9 protein-coding genes and 1 pseudogene are annotated in these 17,200 nt (G+C 63.2%); 3 read left to right on the forward strand and 7 right to left on the reverse strand.

Annotated elements, in window-relative coordinates; all coding sequences use genetic code 11:
• Positions 1–85: 85 nt before the first annotated feature.
• Positions 86–1,574: pseudogene (locus WN982_RS09805) on the reverse strand (NAD(P)/FAD-dependent oxidoreductase).
• A gap of 170 nt (positions 1,575–1,744) precedes the next feature.
• Between WN982_RS09805 and WN982_RS09810 the strand changes: the two are divergent.
• Positions 1,745–2,416: a TetR family transcriptional regulator gene (locus WN982_RS09810; RefSeq protein WP_341315495.1), complete on the forward strand. Its 672-nt coding sequence runs from the start codon at positions 1,745–1,747 to the stop codon at positions 2,414–2,416.
• 68 nt (positions 2,417–2,484) lie between these two features.
• Here WN982_RS09810 and WN982_RS09815 read toward each other — a convergent pair whose 3' ends face one another.
• From WN982_RS09815 to WN982_RS09825, 3 genes are all read right to left on the reverse strand, one after another.
• Entirely contained in the window at positions 2,485–3,675 is a 1,191-nt protein-coding gene (locus WN982_RS09815) for a tetratricopeptide repeat protein (RefSeq protein WP_341315496.1), read from the reverse strand.
• Positions 3,676–3,894: 219 nt separating this feature from the next.
• Positions 3,895–4,575, reverse strand: coding sequence for a PspA/IM30 family protein (locus WN982_RS09820; protein ID WP_341315497.1), 681 nt, complete (start codon positions 4,573–4,575; stop codon positions 3,895–3,897).
• Between the two features lie 559 nt (positions 4,576–5,134).
• Positions 5,135–5,764 carry a hypothetical protein gene (locus WN982_RS09825; protein ID WP_341315498.1) on the reverse strand — a complete coding sequence of 210 codons (630 nt, stop codon included), beginning with the start codon at positions 5,762–5,764 and terminating at the stop codon, positions 5,135–5,137.
• A 592-nt stretch (positions 5,765–6,356) separates the two neighbouring features.
• Here WN982_RS09825 and WN982_RS09830 point away from each other — a divergent pair.
• Complete coding sequence (locus WN982_RS09830; protein ID WP_341315763.1) at positions 6,357–8,858, forward strand: penicillin-binding protein 1A; 2,502 nt, start codon at positions 6,357–6,359, stop codon at positions 8,856–8,858.
• 352 nt (positions 8,859–9,210) lie between these two features.
• Entirely contained in the window at positions 9,211–10,089 is an 879-nt protein-coding gene (locus WN982_RS09835) for a lipid A biosynthesis lauroyl acyltransferase (RefSeq protein WP_341315499.1), read from the forward strand.
• A gap of 1,227 nt (positions 10,090–11,316) precedes the next feature.
• Here WN982_RS09835 and WN982_RS09840 read toward each other — a convergent pair.
• From WN982_RS09840 to WN982_RS09850, 3 genes are read right to left on the reverse strand one after another with little or no spacing between them, the layout of a single operon-like run.
• Positions 11,317–12,810 carry an efflux transporter outer membrane subunit gene (locus WN982_RS09840; RefSeq protein WP_341315500.1) on the reverse strand — a complete coding sequence of 498 codons (1,494 nt, stop codon included), beginning with the start codon at positions 12,808–12,810 and terminating at the stop codon, positions 11,317–11,319.
• A gap of 2 nt (positions 12,811–12,812) precedes the next feature.
• Positions 12,813–15,944: an efflux RND transporter permease subunit gene (locus tag WN982_RS09845; protein WP_341315501.1), complete on the reverse strand. Its 3,132-nt coding sequence runs from the start codon at positions 15,942–15,944 to the stop codon at positions 12,813–12,815.
• Positions 15,941–17,086: an efflux RND transporter periplasmic adaptor subunit gene (locus WN982_RS09850; RefSeq protein ID WP_341315502.1), complete on the reverse strand. Its 1,146-nt coding sequence runs from the start codon at positions 17,084–17,086 to the stop codon at positions 15,941–15,943. Before WN982_RS09850 ends, WN982_RS09845 begins: the two co-directional genes overlap by 4 nt.
• Positions 17,087–17,200 lie beyond the last annotated feature (114 nt).

Raw genomic sequence — 17,200 nt, forward strand, 5'->3', positions numbered from 1 at the left:
GTTTTGTCTCCCTTTTTAGTTCGAGTTGGATCGCGCCTGCAGCGTCGACGAACGGCCCCTCAGCCGTGAGCGACATCCAGGCGCATCAAGGCACAAAGCGGTAATCGCGCAGCCGCACGCGGCGCGTGTGCTTGCGAAAACTGAACGTGAAGCCTGGCCAGATCGCGGTCACCTTGCCGCTCTTCGTCTGATACCAGCTATGGCAGCCGCTCATCCAGACGGAGTGCTGCATTTCCCTCTGCAAACGCGCGTTGAAGTCGCGCTGCACGTCGGGCCGCAGATTCATCGTGCGTGCCTTACGCCGGCGCAGCACGCGCAGGCAATCGGCGATGTATTGCACCTGCGACTCGATCATGTAGATCATCGAGTTGTGACCGAGGCCGGTGTTCGGGCCGACCATCATGAAAAAATTCGGGAAGTTCGCGACGCTGGTGCCGAGATACGCTTGCGGGCCGTCGCGCAACCACATTGCGCCGAGATCGGCGCCGTCGATGCCGGTCACGTCGAACGGCGCGCCGACGTCGTTGACCTGGAAGCCCGTGCCGCAGATGATCGCGTCGGCCGGGTGATGCACGCCGTCGTCCGTCACGATGCCGTCAGCGACGATCTCGCGGATGCCGGTCGTCACCACGTCGACGTTCGGCTGACCGAGCGCAGGATAGTAGTCGCTCGACAGCAGCACGCGCTTGCAGCCAAGCCGGTGGTTCGGCGTCAGCTTGGCGCGCAGCGCCGCATCCTTGACGCGCCGTTCCAGATAGCTCAGGCCGAACTTCATCGGAAACTTCATCAGTTTCGGATTGACGACGAACGCGATCGCACGCGATTCGAGTTGCCAGTAGATCGCATTGCGGACGAAACGCTGCGTGAACGGCAGATGGTGGAACAGCCAACGCGCGCGCGCCGATTGGCTTGTCGGGCTTCGGCATGATCCAGGGCGCGGTGCGCTGGAACAGTTCGAGCCGCGCGACGCGCGGCTGGATCCGCGGCACGAACTGGATCGCACTCGCGCCGGTGCCGATGACCGCGACGCGCTTGCCTTCGAGCGGATACGCATGGTCCCAGCGCGCCGAGTGAAACAGCTTGCCTTCGAAGCGCTCGATCCCGGCAATTTGCGGCATGGCCGGCCGCGACAACGGACCGCTCGCGGCGATCACCACGTCGGCTTCGATGCTTTCGCGCACGCCGTTCGAATCGATCTCGACTTGCCATACTTGCCGCGCTTCATCGAAATGCGCGGCGGCCACGCGTGCGTTGCAACGTACGAAACGATCGACACCATACTTGCGCGCGCAATGCTTCAGGTACGCGAAAATCTCGGCCTGGCTACCGAATGCGCGCGACCACGCCGGGTTAGGCTCGAAAGAAAACGAATACAGATGCGACGGCACATCGCAGGCCGCGCCGGGATAGGTGTTGTCGCGCCACGTGCCGCCGATGTCGCCGGCCGCCTCATAGACCGCATACGACGTGATGCCCATTTGCTGAAGACGGATCGCCATGCCGATGCCCGCGAAACCGCTTCCGACGATGGCAATGCGTGGCATGGCAGGTGAGGCAGGTGTGGCAGGCGTCACAGCGGGTCTCCGGCGTTGGGCAAAGGTGTGCAAAAAGGGGGCTGCAGAATTCGAATGTCTACAGGTGTCTACTGCAGCATAACGCGCAGGGTAGACAACTGTACACTTCGCGTCAAGATCGTTTAGAGTACCGATATTAAACGCGCGTGCCGCGCCCTGATCGAAACCTCATGACATCCGTACCCGAAGCGGCGCTTGTCGCCGACCACGGCGCCACCGCCGGACAGGAACTGGCGCCCGGCAAGCGCAAGCTGATCGAAGCCGCGTTGCGCCTGACCGCGGGAGGCCGCAGTTTTGCGAGCCTGGGTTTGCGCGAGCTGGCGCGCGAGGCGGGGTTGAATCCCAACACGTTCTATCGTCATTTCGACACGCTCGACGACCTCGCGCGCGAAGCGGTCGAATCGGTGAGCCGCCGCTTGCGGCCGATGCTGCGGCGCGAGCGCTGGCTGGCCGCGCACGACGAGCCGCATAGCGTGCCGCGCCGTGCGTGCGTCGCGTTCTTCGAGTTCGCCCTGGAAAGCCGCGAAGCGTTCCGCAGTGCGCTAGCCGAGTATCACGGCACGTCGCCGGCGCTGCGCGAAGCGGTGCGTGAGAATCTCCACGAGGTGTCGGCGGAAATGGCGGACGACGTCGTGCAACTGAATCTGATGCCGGCGCTCGCCCGCGAAACCGTCGATGAAGTCTGCACGCAGATCGTGCTGCAACTGTTTCATCTGTCGGATGAATACATCGCCGCGAATGCCGCGCGCCGGGAAGCGCTGATCGCGTATGCGGAGCGTTTTATCGTCAGGCTGTTCGCGGGCTCAGTGCTGCTTGCGCAACATGAAGCGGCGAGGGCGTAGCAAGACGGCATAAAAAAACAGGCTCCGTGAAGGAGCCTGTTTTCATTGTGGTGTAGCGAGGGAGCAGCTCAGGTATCGCTCCAGCCGCCGGAGTCGTCGTTGCTGCCCATATCGACGCCGCCGCCGCTGTTATCGCTCCAGTCGTTCGAACCCTGGCCGAAATCGACGCCGCCATTACCATCGTCTTTGCCGCGGCGACGCGTTTCGTCATCGACGATCACATCGCGCTCCACCACGCGCTCACGTCCAGAATTCAATGCTTCGCCGAGCAACACTCCGGTCAGCAAACCGCCCATGCCGCCGCCGAAACCGCCGCCGCCTTGCTGTACGATCACCTGTGGTTGTTGCTGATAAGGACCTTGCTGCGGATAGGGCGCCTGCGGCGGATTGCCGAAACGCTCGGCTTCCTGCGCATACGGCGACTGCTGCGCGCTCGTGGCAGGCGCCGCATACGGATCGGGCCGTCCCTCAGCGCGTGCGCGCATGCTGGCGATGCGCTGCTCCAGTTCGTCCAGCTGATACGGCGGCACCGGATTCTTGCTGTTCGACAGCGTTTCCACGAGGCCACGCAACTGATCTTCAGTCGCTTCGACTTCCTTCTCCAGCGCTTCATGCCCTTGTACGGTGGAGAGCTTGACGTCGAGCTTCAAGGAACGCGCGGCGTTCAGCATCTCGGTCGCGCGCTTGAGTTGTACGCGGCGATCGTCGTCGGCACGCGAATCGTCTTGCGAGCGGGCGCGGCGCAGTGTCCAGCGCAGCACCAGCGCAATCACGCCGATCACGAGCAGGATGCCGATCCACATGCCGATTCCCGGACCATGCCGTTGCGGCGCCTGCGGCACCATCGCCGACTGTTGCTGCACGGCCGGCGCATTCTGTTGCACGAACGGGTTGGCCGCGCGGCTCGTGACGTTGCCGCCACCGCCGCTGGCGCGTTCCGCGTTCTTGCGGATCCGCGCTTCGGTTTGCGCGAAACGGGTCGGGTCGGTGAAGCGGATTTGCGGGTCGAGCGTCTTGGCCTGTTGCACCTGGGCAAGCGCATCGGCGGAACGGCCTTCGCGATCGAGCACCTGGCTGTACAGATAGTGCGCGCGAGCATTGTTCGGATGCGCTTGCAGCACTTCGCTCAAGCCTGCGTCGGCTTGTTGCCAGTTGCCTTGCGCCATCGCGGATTCGATCTGCTGAACCGTCGGTACGGCGAACGCCGCGGCTGACACCAGCAGCAGTGAGGCGAACGCGGTTGCGAGAAATTTTTTCATATACGGGCCGGGCGCTGCGCGCCCGTCTCCTTGGCAATCGATTCCGGCGGCCCGGCGGCCGGACCGCCGGCGCACCGGTTACAGCGCATGTGGCGGGTGTGTCGGCGGGTGTGTCGAAATACACCCGGAACGCCGGTGAAACGTGCGGCGCCGCGCACCATGCCGACGCTGCTTGACACTCATACTGCGAACTACTTCAACGCGATACTGCAGGCGCAATTACTGGGCCGGCGTATTGATCTGTTTCTTCAACGCTTCGAGTCGGTCTTCGACCGACGGGCCGCGGTTCAGATCCGCGAGCTTGTCGTCGAGCGCCTTGCCGCTCTTCACGTCAGCCGTATTCAGGCGCGCGTCGGAACGGGCATTCGACAGCGCGACCTTGTCTTCCAGCTTCTGGAAATCTTCGGACAGATTCTTGCCGCCGATACCGCCCAACGCGGTTGCCGCGACATCCTTGGCCTGGGCGATCTGCTGCTTGGCTTGCAGAATGTTCGAGCGTGCGTTCAGGTCGTTACGACGGCCGCGCATGTCTTCGATCTGACTCTTCAACTGGTCGACCGATGGTTCCAGCGTGGTCAGTTCCTTAGCGAGCGCATCGCGTTCGGCTTCGGCCGTGGCTTGCGCGCCGAGGGCTTCACGCGCCAGTGCTTCGTCGCCGGATTGCAGCGCGCGTCTCGCGCCGTCTTCGTACTTCTTCGCCTTGTCCGCGGCAACATCGCGCTTGCTTTGCTGCGTGGCGACCTGTGCCTGAATCTCGATCAGCGAGTTCTCAGCTTTAGCGATGCTCTCGTCGAGTTCGCGCACGATCTGGCGCGAGTCGCGCGACGGGTCTTGCACCGAATCGGCCGCATCGTTCAGGAGACCTTTAAGCGTGCGCGAAATGCTGTCAAAAAGCGACATGAAAACCTCCAAAGAATGTAATCGGCGCTGAATAATCCGGCGCGCTTAACTGCTTTCAACTGCTACTTTACGCCGCTGCGCGCGAAGCTGCGCAAGCAGTCGCCCCGGAGTTCGGGGCGCATACCCTGATTGCAATAGCGGCGCCGTAAATTGTCCGAATTTGCAAACCAGGTTTGCAAATCGGGTTTGCAAACAGTCCCCAACAGTTAAAACGCGCGACGGGAATTCAGTCGCTCGCGGATATTACACCACGCAGTCTCTTAAAAACGGCTTAAAGGGCATGATGACGTAATCGCGAACTCTGCTCGCAAAGGGTGTCGCGAATGTGAAATGCGGATGGAGTGTGAGGCGCGCCTGAGCAGTTGTCGGGCGCGGAGGGGAAGCGTGCGCTCATGCGGGATTTTCCGCGCATGAAGGCACGCTGGCACGGGCACCGCCAGTGTTTCGCAGTTGCCAGCCTATGCGGTCTGTGAGTGCATCACCTTGCAATGCCGAAAGCCTGGCAATGTCGTGGTGCGCAACCGCTGATTCTCGCCGCGTCGTTTCCGCATAACGCCTTTCAGGCGAAGCGGCTACCTCCGGTGCTTGGATCGCCGTGCGGATTGTCTTCGTCGCGAGCGGCGTCGATGCGCGGGCGCTTGAGCACGCTGAGCGGCTGCACTTGCGTTTGCGCGTCCTCCGCGGCCTCTTGCGCCGGCGCCGATTCCGCAGCAGCCGCAGCCTTGGCGGCTGTGACGCGGGACACGGCCTCGGCTGCCGCAGTGGCTTCTTCGTCGGCAGCGGCGGCGAGGGCGGCCAATACACCGGCCGGCAACAACGGCGCAGGGTCTGCCGCTGCAGCTGCGCGCCCCGGTCCATCGAGTTCCGGCGCGGCCGCGCCATCGGCTGGGGCGGCTAGTTGACTGCCGCGGCGCGTTTGCAAGGCTACGGGCTGCGCCGCCCGCGCGTGCCGCGTGCCGCGCGCGACCCGTTGCAGCGCTGCGTTCAGCGCGTCCGGCTCGCGCGGCGCGCGCAGCCGGTCGACGATGCTGGCCGCTTTCACCTGTTCGCTGGTCGCCCCGAAGCTCAACACAGCGCGCCGCATCAGTTCGCTGACGCTAATGCCGAGATTCTCGGCGGTGGCGGTGATCGCGCGTTTCTGCGCGGTCGTGACGAATACGACGATGCGTTCGCTTGGCTTGTTGTTCATGGTCGGCTCGCGTACTTGTTGGCATTGGTAGTTTATCGCGTGCGTTTGGCGTACGCCGTTTGCGCGCGTCGGTGGCGACTCATGCGCCGAGCCCATCATATGACGAGTCGCGCCGATGCGAAACGGGCGCGGCATGAAAATGCCGCCACATCAATGAGTTGTAGTGTTTCCGGCAGGCTTGTCCACAGGCCTTTCAACATTTTCTGTTGATAACCCGGGCAGGCGGCGCCGAACACCTGTGCGGCCCCCGCGATATGTGTAAAGCAAGCAGCGCGAAGGGAATTCTTACAAAAAAACTGTCTTGGACGGCGCTTGATTTCTTTAAAATGCGCTGTTACGTTGCGCCGGACACCGTCCGAGGCGCGCCGTGCGGCCGCTCGGGGGCGTAGGGCCGCATGGTGTTTTGCGTCTCATGCAGTCCGTTTGTTTTTGTCGTTTTTTGCCGCGTATTCTGCCGGTGCCGTGGGCCATGGGTTCGCGCTGCGGCAAGCATGCGGCAACGGCGTCCTCACGCTACGACGCTACGACCGATCCATGCGCGCGCGAGGAGCGCGCGCAGAAGGCGTTCAGTTACGCGCCCACTATTCCAGTCATGCCAATCATCAAACGACCGCATCCTTCAAATTCTCCGGCTGGTGAAGACCGGGCTTCCTACCACCGCACTCCAGGACGCAACGCTGCTTCGCGCGACGCCGAGGACGGCCGCCGCTCGTTCGGCGCGTCCATCGCGCTCTGGTTCGTCGGCTTGCTGGCGACGATCGCCGTGGTCGGCGCGCTGATCGTCGGTTACGCGCTGGTGGTGATGGGGCCGCAACTGCCGTCGCTCGACGCACTGACCGACTATCGCCCGAAAGTGCCGCTGCGGGTCTACACCGCGGATCACGTGCTGATCGGCGAGTTCGGCGAAGAGCGGCGCAGCATCGTGCGCTTCCAGGACATTCCCGACCAGATGAAGAAGGCCGTGCTGGCGATCGAAGACTATCGCTTCTACGAGCATGGCGGCGTCGACTTCCTGGGCATTCTGCGTGCGGGCACCGCCGACCTGATGCACGGCGGCGCCTCGCAAGGCGCGAGCACGATCACGATGCAGGTGGCGCGCAATTTCTTCCTGTCGAGCGAGAAGACCTACACGCGCAAGATCTATGAGATGTTGCTGGCGTACAAGATCGAGCGCGCGCTGACCAAGGATCAGATCCTCGAGTTGTACATGAACCAGATCTATCTGGGCGAGCGCGCGTATGGTTTCGCCGCGGCCGCACGGGTGTATTTCGGCAAGGACCTGAAGGACATCACGCTCGCGGAATCGGCGATGCTGGCCGGCTTGCCGAAGGCACCGTCCGCGTACAACCCGGTGGTCAACCCGAAGCGCGCGAAGATCCGTCAGGAATACATCCTGAAGCGCATGCTCGAACTGAAATACATCAGCCAGGACCAGTACGACCAGGCCGTGAAGGAAGAGATTCACACCCGGAACCCGGGCAACGAATACAGCGTGCACGCCGAGTACATCGCCGAAATGGTCCGGCAGATGATGTACGCGCAGTACAAGGACGAAACCTATACGCGCGGCCTGAACGTCACCACCACGATCGATTCCGCCGACCAGGACGCCGCTTATCGCGCGGTGCGCAAGGGCGTGATGGATTACGAGCGGCGCCATGGCTATCGCGGGCCGGAAGGCTTCGTGCAATTGCCCGCACCGGGCGACGACCGCGATCAGACGATCGACGACGCGCTGACCGACCACCCCGATAACGGCGAGATCATAGCGGCCGTGGTGACGGACGCGAGTCCGAAACAGGTGAAGGCGCAACTGGTCGACGGTAAAGAAGCGACGATCAGCGGCGACGGCTTGCGCTTCGCGGCCGGCGCGCTGAGTGCGCGCGCGGCGGCGGCCACGAAGATCAAGCCGGGCTCGATCGTGCGCCTCGTTGCCGACGACAAAGGCAACTGGCAGATCACGCAATTGCCGCAAGTGGAAGGCGCACTGATCTCGCTGACGCCGCAGGACGGCGCGATCCGCGCGCTGGTGGGCGGCTTCGACTTCAACAAGAACAAGTTCAATCACGTGACGCAAGCCTGGCGTCAGCCGGGTTCGAGCTTCAAGCCGTTTATCTATTCGGCGGCGCTGGACAAGGGCCTCGGACCGGCGACGATCATCAACGACGCGCCGTTGTCTTTCCCGCCGAGCACGCCGGGAGGCGACGCGTGGGAGCCTAAGGACGACGACCAGCCGGACGGGCCGATGCCGATGCGCCTCGCGCTGCAGAAGTCGAAGAATCTCGTGTCGATCCGCATCCTGTCGTTCATCGGCACCAAGTACGCGCAAGACTTCGTTACGCAGCGTTTCGGCTTCGACGCCGATAAGACCCCGCCGTATCTGCCGATGGCGCTCGGTGCGGGGCTCGTCACGCCGCTGCAATCGGCCGGTGCGTATTCAGTGTTCGCAAACGGCGGCTACCGGATCAATCCGTATCTGATCAACGAGGTCACCGACGCGCGCGGCGAACCGCTGTCCAAAGCTCAGCCGCTGACCGCCGGGCGCGATGCGCCGCGCACGCTTGAACCGCGTAACGCGTACATCGTGAACAGCCTGCTGCATTCGGTCGCGACGGCAGGCACGGGCGCGGGTACCAACGCGCTGCATCGTTCGGACCTGCAGGGCAAAACCGGTACCACCAACGACGCGAAGGACGGCTGGTTCGCCGGCTATCAGCAATCGCTGGTGGCGGTCGCGTGGATGGGTTACGACCAGCCGAAGAGCCTTGGCAGCCGCGAATTCGGCGCGCAGCTTGCGTTGCCGATCTGGGTCGAGTACATGCAGCGCGCGTTGCGCGGCGTGCCGCAGGGCGAGCCGGCGCAGCCGGACGGCGTGTCGGTGGTCGACGGCGAACTGTTCTACACCGACATGACTCCTGGCAATGGCTTTGTCGCGAGCATCGGTCTGGACTCGGCGAATCCGACTGCTGGTGTGAGCGATGCGGTCGGCGGCGTGGGTCCGGCGGGCATGACACCGCCGGCGGTGCCGCCGCCGAGCGTTTCGTCGAACGAAAAGAAACAGATCCTGGACCTGTTCGAATCGAACAAACCTTGATAGAGCGCGCGTCCGGGTCACGATGGCTCGGACGCCGTAATAATAGGTAAGCGTGCGCGCCATTGCCTGGCGGGCGTTTGCGCGCGGCGAGACCTGCAGATTTTGTTGTGGCCCTGCGCGGTGTGTTTTAATCACGCCTGCGGTGCTTTTATGGGTCCCACAGAGACGCTCGATTCCTAAGCGGTCTCGGCTTCCAGTACCGCTACGTCTCGCCGTGAGTGAGACGTCCATCTTCGAATCACGCGCCGCGCGAGACCCGGTATGACGCGAGCGTGAGCCACTTCGTCCGTCGGCAGTTGTCGTGCTGCTGCGGCCGGCGTGTTTGCCATCCTGCATCCACCGGGTCTAACTCATGAAAAGTCGAATACTCATCTGGCTGATGACGGGGCTGCTGCGGGCGTTTGCTTTCCTGCCGTACGGCGTCGTCGCGCGGATCGGCACTGGAATCGGCGCGCTGCTGTATCGCATTCCGAGCGCACGCCGGCGTGTTGTTCATACCAATCTCAAACTGTGTTTCCCGGACATGAGCGACGAGGCGCGCGAACGCCTTGCGCGTGCGCATTTCTGTCATGTGATCCGCAGCTATGTCGAGCGCGGCCCGCAATGGTTCGGCAATGCCCAGGCGATCGAGCGCCTCGTCGAAGTGGAGAGCGCAATCGATCTCGACGACATGCAGGCTCAGCCGACGATTTTTGTCGGCTTCCATTTTGTCGGCATCGAGGCGGGCTGCATGATGTATTCGACGCGGCACCCGGTCGCTTCGTTGTACACGCCGATGTCGAACCTGTTGTTGGACGCAATGGCCAAGCGGCAGCGCGGGCGCTTCGGTACCGAGATGATTCCGCGCAGCGATAGTGTGCGGCGCGCGTTGCGGGTGCTGCGGGAGGGCAAGCCAGTGATGCTGGCTGCTGATATGGATTTTGGCTTGCGGGATTCGGTGTTTGTGCCGTTTTTTGGTGTGCCGGCATGTACTTTGACGTCCGTTTCACGGTTGGCGAAGGCTGGGAATGCGCGCGTCGTGCCGTTTGTTACCGAAGTGCTGCCGGATTATCGGGGTTATAAGCTGACTATTTTTGATGCGCTAAGCGATTTTCCTTCCGATGATGCCGCTGTGGACGCGCGGCGCATTACGGCTTTTCTTGAGACTCAAGTGAAACGGATTCCTGATCAATATTATTGGGTTCACAAGAGGTTTAAGAATCGGCCTGTGGGGGAAGCAGGGGTTTATTGAGCTTTTTTGCCTGCGCGGCGCTTTTTGGCTGTGCGCTTGCGGTGTTGGCCTTTCCTTGATTTCTTAGTGGTCTATTAGCGTCGCCCCTGTGCGGGGCAGGCACTTACTTTCTTTGCCGCCGCAAAGAAAGTAAGCAAAGAAAGCGGCTTCACACCGCTAATTCTTAAGCGGGTCCCCTGGCTTGGAGGAGGTAGTGGAGCATCTGGAATCGGTGTTCTCGCACATTCCGCTTTAGTGACAAGGCAGTCATACTTCCGGCGGCGCTGCGCGCGCCGTAGCGGTACTTCATTAAGCCGCCCGCGATGTTTGGCTCCCTGCGGTATTTCATCAAACCGGCCGTCAGGTTGGCCCTTGTGTTTCCCTCGGTGTGGCGGCTTGCCTTTGCGTCTCCAATGCCTCGCGAGGCGCTAGCGGTTCATTCGGAGTGATGGCCCGCACTTGCACAAATCGGTTTTGAGAAGTACCGCCACGGCGCGCGCAGCGCCGCCGGAAGTATGACTGCCTTGTCACCAGCGCGGAATGTGCGAGAACACTGATTCCAGATGCTCCACTACCTCCTCCAAGCCAGGGGACCCGCTTAAGAGCTAGCGGTGTGAAGCCGCTTTCTTTGCTTACTTTCTTTGCGGCGGCAAAGAAAGTAAGTGCCTGCCCCGCACAGGGGCGACGCTAATAGACCACTAAGAAATCAAGGAAAGGCCAACACCGCAAGCGCACAGCCAAAAGCGCCGAGCAGGCAAAAAAACCAAGCAAAGCCCAACGCCGCAGGCAAACACCCCAATCAGGCGCTACGCGCAAAAAACACCTAAACCCGAATCCAGTGCCCCTTCAAGCACTTAGCCACCATGTCCAAATCTTATCAACAGGCCTTTCAACAAAATCTGTGGATAAGCAAACCAACCCACAAAGGCCCGACCCGCCGCGCCCATCGGCGTCCCGCCATTGCATCCGCGGGCACCGCGAACAACAAACCGATCCGCATCAAGCACTTAAGCGCACAACCCCATAGTTATCAACAACCCTGTCAACACAAACTGGGGATAACGTTGAGGCATGCCAACGGCTTCAACTGGCGACAAGAGGCACGCGCAATACCCTCTTGCCCATTCCGCACCGCGATCCGAAACTTGAGTGCGTTCAACGTGTTAGCCCGCTTGTCAGACAGTTTTCAACAGCCTCATCAACAAAAACTGGGGATAACTTCACGGGCTTAAGTATGGAATCCCAGGTTTAGTTAGAAACACTCGTATTCGCCGTCGAAGCGGACGGTGCGGACTCTACTGGCGGATTCCCCATCGCCTGAAACAACGCCGCCGTATCCGTCAGCCGCGCGCTGGTATAGCGGATCTCATCGACCTGAGCGTTGCGAAACTGCTGCTCGCTCGAACGGGTCGAGGATACCGGCACGGCGCCCAGCCGATAGCGCCCCGACGTCTCCTCGAAAATCCCTTGCGCCGAACGCGCCCCGACGTTCGCCGCATCGAGCGCCTGCGCGTCGTGCTGGAGTGCGGCCAGGGTATCGGCGACGTTCTGAAACGCGGCCAGCACGGTTTGCCTGTATTGCGAAACCGTGGCGTCATACGTGTCCACCGCCGCGCGGCGCTGCGCGAACAGTGCGCCGCCATGAAACAGCGGCTGCGACAGCGACGCGCCGATGCTCCATATCGCGCCCGCACCGGAAAGCGCCACCGGCCAGCTAAACCCGCCTTGTCCCATCGACGCGTTCAGCGACAAACTCGGGAACATCTGCGCCGTCGCAACGCCGACATCGGCCGCCGCCGCCTTCAACGCGGCGTCCGCGGCCTCGATGTCGGGGCGCGTGCGCAGCAACTCGGACGGCACCACCACCGGCACCTGTTCGGGCACATGGAGTTGCGCCAGATCGAGGTCGTCCGGCGCGGCGTCCGGCGTGCGGCCGAGCAGCACGGCTAGCGCGTGACGCGTCGTCAGCCATTGCTGCTTCAGGCCCGGCAAGCTTGCGGACAAGCTCGCCGCGCTCTGTTGCGCGCTCAACTGGTCGGCGTGCGAGACCGCGCCGAGCGTGTAGCGCCGCTGCGTATCGCGTGCCTGATCGTTGGCGAGCGCCACCAGCCGTTCGGTCGTGTCGATTTGCGCGTGCAACGCCGAACTGGTGATCGCCGCCGTGACGATGTTGGCAGCCAGTGCGCGGCGCGCGGCATCGAATTGATACGCCTGCACGTTCACGCGTGCCGCAAGCGCGGCATCGGCGAGCCGTGCCGCGCCGAACAGGTCGAACGTGTAGTGCGCCTGCAATTGGCCAACGAACACGTTGTACAGGAATGTATTCGGGCCGGCCTCGGGAATCGCGAGCGCGCGATTGCGGGTCGCCTGGCCGCCTGCATCGATGGTCGGCAGCATCGAACTGCCGATCTGCGCGCGCAGTTGCTCACGTGCGGCGGCGAGGCTCTTGTCGGTGGCGGCCAGCGTCGGGCTGTTGCGCAAACCTTCATCGACCAGCGCGTTAAGCGCATCCGATTGATAAAGCTTCCACCATTCGGGCACGGGCTTCGCGCCGACCACGAACTGCTGCGTGACGCCTTGCGCGGACGCGGTTTGCGCCGGTTGCGCTTCGGCGCCGTAGTGGGCCGGTTGCGGCATCGCGGGCGGCTCGCCGTTCGGTCCGAACGAGCAGGCGGCCAGCGCCAGTGTGGCGCAGCCGAGGGTCGTGATGCGCAAGTGTCGAGGGAATGCGAAAGTCACCATGATCAATTCCCCGTATGCGTCGCGCCGGACGGCGCCGGCGGTTCGCGCTCGTCGCCACGCACTCTGAACGACACGGCGTACAGCGCGGGCAGATAGAACAGCGTGAGGATGGTCGCGCTCGTGATGCCGCCCATCAGCGCGGTAGCCATCGGGCCGAAGAAATTCGAGCGCAACAGCGGAATCAGCGCGAGCACGGCGGCTGCGGCGGTCAGCGTGATCGGCCGGAAACGCCGCACGGTCGCGCCGACGATCGCGTCGAAGCGTTTATACCCGGCCGCGATGTCCTGCTCGATCTGGTCGACCAGAATCACCGAGTTGCGCATGATGATGCCGAACATCGCGATCACGCCGAGCATCGCGACGAAACCGAACGGCTTGCCGAACAGCAGCAGCGTCAATACCACGCCAATCAGGCCGAGCGGAGCGGTCAGCACCACCATCAACACGCGTGCGAAGCTCTGCAACTGGATCATCAACAGCGTCAGCACGGCGATGATCATGATCGGCATCTGCGCGTTGATCGACGTCTGACCCTTGCCGCTTTCTTCCACCGAGCCACCCACTTCGATCCGGTAGCCGACCGGCAGTGAGTCGCGAATCTGGCTCAACGCGTTATCGACGGCATGCGTGACATCGATCCCTTGCGCACCGGCCATCACGTCGGATTGCACGGTAATCGTCGGTTGCCGGTCGCGCTCCCAGATCACGCCGTATTCCAGATCGTTGCGCAGATGACCGAGTGCGCCGAGCGGCACCGGGCCGTTCGGTGTCGGCATCGCCAGCGTCAGGAGTTGTGCGGGGTCGACCCGTTCCGATTTCGGCGCGCGCAGATCCACGCTGATCAGCTTGTCGCGTTCGCGGTACTGCGTGACCATGTAGCCGGACAGCGTCATCGCGAGGAAGCTCGACACGTCGTCGGAACTCACGCCGAGTTCGCGCGCTTTCTTCTGATCGACTTCGAAGCGTACCGAGCGTTCGGCCGGCTCGTCCCAGTCGAACTGGACGTTGTTGGTGCGGCGGTCGGCGCGCATCGTCGCGGCGACGCGCTCGGCGATCGAGCGCACGGTGGCGATATCGTCGCCGCTCACGCGGAACTGCACCGGATAGCCGACCGGAGGTCCGTTCTCCAGACGCGACAGGCGTGTGCGGATCGCCGGAAACTGGTTGCGCAGTTCCGGTTCGAGCCACTGGGCGAGTTTTTCGCGGTCCTTGACGGACTTCGCCGTGATCACGAACTGCGCGAAGTTCGGCTGCGGCAATTGCTGATCGAGCGGCAGATAAAAACGCGGCGCGCCGGTGCCGACGAAGTCCACCGTGTGATCGATTTCGGGACGGCCCACCAGGGCTTTTTCCAGGCGCTGCGCCTGACGCAAGGTCGCTTCGAACGACGCGCCTTCAGGCAGGCGCACGTCCACCAGCAACTCAGGACGGTCCGAGCTCGGGAAGAACTGCTGCGGCACCAGCGTAAAGCCCGCCATCGCCAGAATGAACAGCGCGACGGTGATTGCCAGCACGACAAAGCGCCGCTCGATGCACCAGCTGATCCAGCCGCGCAGGCGCGTGTAGAAGCGCGTGTCGTAGATATCGTGTTCGTGATCGTCCGGCAGATGCGTCTCATGCGCTTCGCGTTTGCGCTCGGGCAGCATGTGATAGCCGAGCAGCGGAATCAGCACCACCGCCGCGAGCCATGAAGCGATCAGTGCGATCGCCGACACTTCGAAGATCGAACGCGTGTACTCGCCGGTGCTCGATTTCGCGAGCGCGATCGGCAGGAAGCCCGACACGGTCACCAGCGTGCCGGTCAGCATCGGAAACGCGGTACTGGTGTACGCGTAGGCCGCGGCGCGCGTGCGGTTCCAGCCTTGCTCGAGCTTCACCGACATCATTTCGACCGCGATGATCGCGTCGTCGACCAGGAGCCCCAGCGCCAGCACGAGCGTGCCGAGCGACACCTTGTGCAAGCCGATATCGAACAGATACATGCACAGCGCCGTGACCGCGAGCACCACCGGAATCGAGATCACGACCACCATGCCGGTGCGCAGGCCCAACGACACGAGGCTCACCACCAGCACGATCGCGATGGCCTCGGCGACCGCTTCGAGAAAGTCGTCGACCGAGCGCGCGACTGCGTGCGGCATGCTCGACACTTCGACGAGATTCAAGCCGGCGGGCAGGTATTTGCGCAACCGGACCGTGTCCTGATCGAGTGCCTTGCCCAGACGAATCACATCGCCGCCCGGTTGCATCGTCACGCCGATGCCGAGCACGGCCTTGCCGCCGAAGCGCATTTGCGTGGCGACCGGGTCGTCGTAGCCGCGTTTGATCGTCGCGATGTCGCCGAGACGGAACGAGCGGTTGTTGATGCGGATCAGCGTGTCGGCGAGCGCGGCGACGTCCTTGAACTGGCCGGTGGGACGCACGAACACGCGATCGTCGGTGGTGGTCAGCGTGCCGGCCGGCGCGACGCTGTTTTGTGAATTGATCGCCTGGGCGAGCTGCTGCGGCGAGATGCCGAGGCGCGTGAGCTGCGTGTTGGCGATCTCGATGTAGATGCGCTGGTCCGGGTCGCCGAAGTAATCGACCTTGCCGACGCCCGGCACGCGCAGCAGCACCGTGCGCAACTGATCCGCGTAGTCGTGCAGTTGCGCGGCGGAAAAGCCGTCGCCTTCGAGCGTGTAGATGTTCGTATAGACGTCGCCGAATTCGTCGTTGAAGAACGGGCCTTGAATGCCTGGCGGCAACGTCGCCGCGATATCGCCGACTTTCTTGCGCACCTGATACCAGGTTTGCGGCACATCCTTCACCGGCGCGGAGTCTTTCATCGTGAAAAACATCATCGATTCGCCGGGGCGCGAGTAACTGCGCACGAAATCGATCGCGGGCGTTTCCTGCAATTTCCGGCCGATGCGGTCGGTGACCTGTTCCTGCATCTGGCGCGCGGTCGCGCCGGGCCAGAAGGTGCGGATCACCATGACGCGGAACGTGAAGGGCGGGTCTTCGGATTGCGCGAGGCGCGTGTAGGCGAGGATGCCGAATGCGGTCGAGAGCGCGATCAGGAAAACGACCAGCGCCTGATGGCGCAGCGCCCATGCGGACAGGTTGAAGCGTCCTTCTTCAGGCGTCGTGCTCATGAAGCGAAGTCCTCGGGATGCAGCGGCGGGATCACGCGGACCTTCTCGCCGGCGCTCACTGTGTGCACGCCTTGCAGCACGACACGATCGCCGTCCTTCAGGCCTTGGGCGATGGCGATCGTGCGCTCGTTATAGCGCGTCACGGTTACCCGGCGCAGTTCCAACGTGTCGGCGGCGGTAGCGTTATTACCTGCGCGCACAACCCACACAGCCGGCTGCGTGCCGTCGTGGAACAACGCGGTGGCGGGCACGATGAACACGCCGTTCTGATTCGCCGGCGCGTTCGCGGGGGACAGCGCGATATCGGCTGTCATGCCGAGGCGCACGTCAGGACCGGGATTGTCGAGTGTGAGTTTGGCGCGGTAGGTGCGGCTTTGCGGATCGGCGGCGGGCGACAGTTCGCGCACGCGCGCGCTGAAGCTGCGCCCCGGCAGTGCGGCCAGCGTGACCGTGGCGGTTTGCCCGACCGACAGCGCCGCTAGTGCGCTTTCCGGCACATCGCAGACCACGTCGATATCGCCGCTCCACGCGAGGTTGTAGACGGCCTGGCCCGCGGACACATTCTGGCCGGTGTCCGCCTGTTCGGCGGTGATCACGCCGGCGTGATCGGCAACGAGCGTGGTGTATTGCAACTGATCTTTCGACAAAGCCGCCTGCTGCGCGGCCTGATCGCGCTGTGCAACGGCCGATGCATAGGCATTGGTCGTCTGTTCGAGTTGCGCCGGCGCGATCAGGTTTTCTTTTGCCTGCGCCTGGTCGCGATCGAACTGCTGCTTCGCATAAACCAGACTGTGCTCGGCGGCCGCGAGCTGCGCTTGCGCGCTGGCGGCGCTCTTCTGTGCATCGGCCGGGTCGAGCCGGGCCACGATCTGCCCGTTCTTCACGACATCGCCCAGCCGCACGCGCCGCTCGACGATCTTGCCGCCGACGCGAAACGACAGCGGCGTCGCATAACGCGATTGCACTTCACCGGGCAACGACGACGCCGGCGTGGCGCTGCCGTCCGCATGCACGGCGACGGCGACCACCGGACGCGGCGCCGGCGCGGCAGGCTCTTTCTTCGAGCAAGCGGTGAGCGTGACGACGCTGGCCAACGCGAGGGCGCATACCACACGGGCATACCGATGGGACTGCTGGCGCATCGCAGACGATGCAGGAGGACCGGGACGCTTCACGATTACCCCAACTTGGAGACAGCGAACGAACAGGGCAAGCCACGGCGGCTCGCCAGCTACGACGCGCAGGCCGGACTATGC

Source organism: Paraburkholderia sp. IMGN_8 (assembly GCF_038050405.1).
Lineage (GTDB): Bacteria > Pseudomonadota > Gammaproteobacteria > Burkholderiales > Burkholderiaceae > Paraburkholderia.

Coding starts and splice junctions, on each gene's coding strand:
- WN982_RS09810 (WP_341315495.1), top strand. CDS start 1,745: ATGACATCCGTACCCGAAGCGGCGCTTGTCGCCGACCACGGCGCCACC.
- WN982_RS09815 (WP_341315496.1), bottom strand. CDS start 3,675: ATGAAAAAATTTCTCGCAACCGCGTTCGCCTCACTGCTGCTGGTGTCA.
- WN982_RS09820 (WP_341315497.1), bottom strand. CDS start 4,575: ATGTCGCTTTTTGACAGCATTTCGCGCACGCTTAAAGGTCTCCTGAAC.
- WN982_RS09825 (WP_341315498.1), bottom strand. CDS start 5,764: ATGAACAACAAGCCAAGCGAACGCATCGTCGTATTCGTCACGACCGCG.
- WN982_RS09830 (WP_341315763.1), top strand. CDS start 6,357: ATGCCAATCATCAAACGACCGCATCCTTCAAATTCTCCGGCTGGTGAA.
- WN982_RS09835 (WP_341315499.1), top strand. CDS start 9,211: ATGAAAAGTCGAATACTCATCTGGCTGATGACGGGGCTGCTGCGGGCG.
- WN982_RS09840 (WP_341315500.1), bottom strand. CDS start 12,810: ATGGTGACTTTCGCATTCCCTCGACACTTGCGCATCACGACCCTCGGC.
- WN982_RS09845 (WP_341315501.1), bottom strand. CDS start 15,944: ATGAGCACGACGCCTGAAGAAGGACGCTTCAACCTGTCCGCATGGGCG.
- WN982_RS09850 (WP_341315502.1), bottom strand. CDS start 17,086: ATGCGCCAGCAGTCCCATCGGTATGCCCGTGTGGTATGCGCCCTCGCG.